The organism is Candidatus Anaplasma sp. TIGMIC, assembly GCF_028204095.1.
Taxonomy (GTDB): domain Bacteria; phylum Pseudomonadota; class Alphaproteobacteria; order Rickettsiales; family Anaplasmataceae; genus Anaplasma.
The window spans coordinates 1-3,218 of sequence record NZ_JAQLOH010000056.1 but is presented as its reverse complement, the minus strand read 5'-3'; the positions used below and the strand labels follow the sequence as shown (position 1 = coordinate 3,218).

The window sequence follows — 3,218 nt, the reverse complement described above, 5'->3', positions numbered from 1 at the left end:
AATTTCGGCATCACTCGCCTTAAGAGCCTGAGCGAAAGCGATTCCTATGCAATATAGCTCATTAAACTGGCACTCTGTTTTTGCACAGTGGTTTAGGCTCAAGATGTATGCGACCACGAAGACAGAGCAGATTTGCCTATTGTATGACTATGACATCCCATGTTGAGTAGTGTACAGTCAAAATGCACCGGCGGGGCAGAGGTCTGTCTCAAACTTGTGTATGGAATTTCTGTGGCTACAAAGCTATAATTCTGTATTCCTGAATGCGATACCAAGAATGCAATACACCGTAGACGGCTTTAGCTCGTTTTTGGCAATTGCTACCCTGTTATCGCTGTTATATCCACTGTTGGGACGCATGTTAGCACCAAAAGTGAGTATCCTTTCTTATTCCGTCTTTGTGTTACACAGTACTTCCATAGGAATACTAATTTATCTGCGGTTGGTTGATGATTTTTCGTTCGAAAATGTGTATAACTACTCACACACGCTGCAGCCTCTATTATACAAAATTGCCGGACTATGGGGAAATTACGAAGGGTCGTTCCTGCTTTTTGTGTGGTTTATGAGCGCTTATACAGCGCTTTTGGAATTTTCTTTGTCATCCAATGGCATTCGTGTTACCGCGCTCTCCATTCAACATCTGCTACTGTTTTGTTTCTCCGCTTTTTGCCTGGTCTTTGCCAACCCATTACTAAGAGTGTTTGCTCTAGAAGAGGAAGGACTTGGATTTAACCCATTGTTGCAGGATATAGGGCTATCGATACATCCGCCTGTGCTCTTTTCGGGCTACGCGGGGTTTAGCCCTGTTTTGTCTATCGCGCTTGCAGCGTTAGTGGAAGATATGAGCTCTGACACGTGGTCTAAAATGCTGCGAAGTTGGGCATTGTTTGCGTGGTCACTACTTACCCTTGGTGTAGCACTAGGCGGTTGGTGGGCTTATCGGGTACTGGGCTGGGGCGGATTTTGGTCTTGGGATCCTGTAGAAAATGTATCACTACTTCCATGGTTGATAGGCACGGCGTTGATTCATATGTTGCCTGTTGTGCGCAAGAGCGGGATATACTGTAATTTTACGCTCTTCCTCGCTATATCCTCTTTTCTTTGCTGTTTGTATAGCACATTTCTTGTGAGATCAGGATTTCTTATTTCTGTGCACACGTTTGCCAATGACTCTACAAGGGGTGTTTTGCTGCTCGTACTGATAACCGCCATTGTATTTACAAGTTATTCGACGTTTATTGTAGCCTGCAGAAACAAAAACGAAGTTTGCGGGGCAAGATGGATCTCGAAAGTATCAGCTCTGCTAGCGCATACATGCTTGTTACTTGTAGCATTTTTTGTAGTCCTGATGGGGACGGTTTACCCAATACTGCTTGAGCTGTTTACAGGCGTATCTATATCCGTAGGTGCTCCGTACTATAGCAGCATCTTCTGTGTACTATTAATAGCACTCCTGTGCATTCTCATAGCATTACCGGGTTTGCATTGGAGTGGGGCACAGCCTTTCAGGTGGAGCTTCAAGGTCTCGTCAATACTGGCAGTGCTGTTTGTGCCTGTGGCGGCCTGGTTTGGTATATTGGGGATAATGCTGCTTCTATCGGGGTTTTTGTTCTCCTCCATTATCGAGGATTTTGTAAATAAGCTACCCAACACAATGTCGTGGCTGGCACTACGCAATGCGCTGCGGCCGGGTCGATGTGCAATGCTACTTTCGCATCTAGGTGTTGCAGTGTTGGCTATAGGCGCGATTTATTCTAGCAGCATGCAAATTGAAAAATCCCAGTATATGAAGGTAGGAGATTCAGTAAATATCCGCCAGTATAGAGTGGTCCTCCGAGACATCGCGCTTACAAAAAAAGATTATTATGAAGCCTTGGTTGGCCGCTTTGCTATCCTGAATATAGAAAATGATGGCCATGTAGGGACAATTTCACCAGAAAATCGTTACTACCGAGTCGAAGCTACGAAAAACGTAGTTAGTAGCACATATCATGGCCTATGGGCAGACATTTACGTCGTTATAGGTGATCCAGATTTGCGGCAGGGCGTTGCGGTTAAAGTCTATTACAAGCCACTGATTAGCCTAGTTTGGCTTGGCTGTGCACTGCTTGTTCTTGGGGGTTGCTTTGGTACATACAATGCTTGGTTAAAACTACGCCAGGACAGCACTCGGCCATAGAGTATTGATTGCGACTTCACCCAAAAAGTATACCATAAATGTGGACTACATTAAGCTACGGGAGCACAATGTTGCGACTACGAAATCGCGGTGTTATCAAGCTTTGGGGTCAGGATGCTGCAAAGTTTTTACACAATATAACCACCAATGATGTGCTGCAAATGGTGGCGCCGTCCGCGATATATAATATCATGCTGAATGCAAAGGGCAGGTTTTTGCATGATTTTTTCCTCGTCCGGTACGGCAAATATTTTCTGTTGGACTGTGAGAAAGACAACATACCCTCTATGATAGAGCTGATACGCCTGTACAGGGTGCACCTCGGGGTGAAGGTAAGAAGTTGTGAGGAGTATTCCGTTGCGGTCAATTACAGCGTGTCCAAACCTGCATCAGGAGAGACGCATATTCGAGATGATGGCGTTATAGAGTACCAAGACCCACGCGCACGTGCTATGGGCATCAGATATATGATACCGGATTCTTGTGGCATAACGCTTGCCGAGCTTACTGGCGAAAGCTTAGCAGAGTACAATACTATTAGAATAGAAAACACCATACCAGACTGCGCAGTAGATATGATTAGCGGAGAGTCATTTGCATTGCATTTCAGGCTGGACAGACTAGGCGCTATAAGCCACACCAAGGGCTGCTACACAGGACAGGAGGTTACAGCGCGAATGTACAGGCTTGGGGCAAAAAAGATGCTCTATACCGTTTTTGCAGCACCAGGCACTAACTTACCACAGCGAGGAACGATTGTTATGGGGTCGCAAGAGGTTGGGCACATGCTATCAGCCGTAGGCCACCGGGGCCTGTGTCTCCTCAATAGCGAACTTGTATCGGGAGATTGTGCTGGTCTCAAAACAGCGGAAATAGCGCTCACACTCAAAAGAGACGAATAGGGTTTTCTACGGCAGTATGATGTTCCCGCACAATAGCAAAAGCAACAATGAAGCGGAGAGCTCTTGTCACCAGCCGGTTTGTCTCTAGCAGTACTACTATCGGGCCCGGATACGGGGGTGGCGCACAGCCTAGG

At 46.2% G+C, this 3,218-nt stretch carries 2 protein-coding genes; both read left to right on the top strand.

Annotated features, from left to right (window positions below):
• Positions 1 to 220 precede the first annotated feature (220 nt).
• Complete coding sequence (locus PGW94_RS04435; RefSeq protein WP_271759038.1) at positions 221 to 2,182, top strand: heme lyase CcmF/NrfE family subunit; 1,962 nt, start codon at positions 221 to 223, stop codon at positions 2,180 to 2,182.
• Between the two features lie 68 nt (positions 2,183 to 2,250).
• Positions 2,251 to 3,084: a YgfZ/GcvT domain-containing protein gene (locus PGW94_RS04430; protein ID WP_271759036.1), complete on the top strand. Its 834-nt coding sequence runs from the start codon at positions 2,251 to 2,253 to the stop codon at positions 3,082 to 3,084.
• Positions 3,085 to 3,218 lie beyond the last annotated feature (134 nt).

What these genes read in the sequence shown, in the direction of transcription:
- PGW94_RS04435 (WP_271759038.1), top strand. Translation starts at nt 221, where the DNA reads ATGGAATTTCTGTGGCTACAAAGCTATAATTCTGTATTCCTGAATGCG.
- PGW94_RS04430 (WP_271759036.1), top strand. Translation starts at nt 2,251, where the DNA reads ATGTTGCGACTACGAAATCGCGGTGTTATCAAGCTTTGGGGTCAGGAT.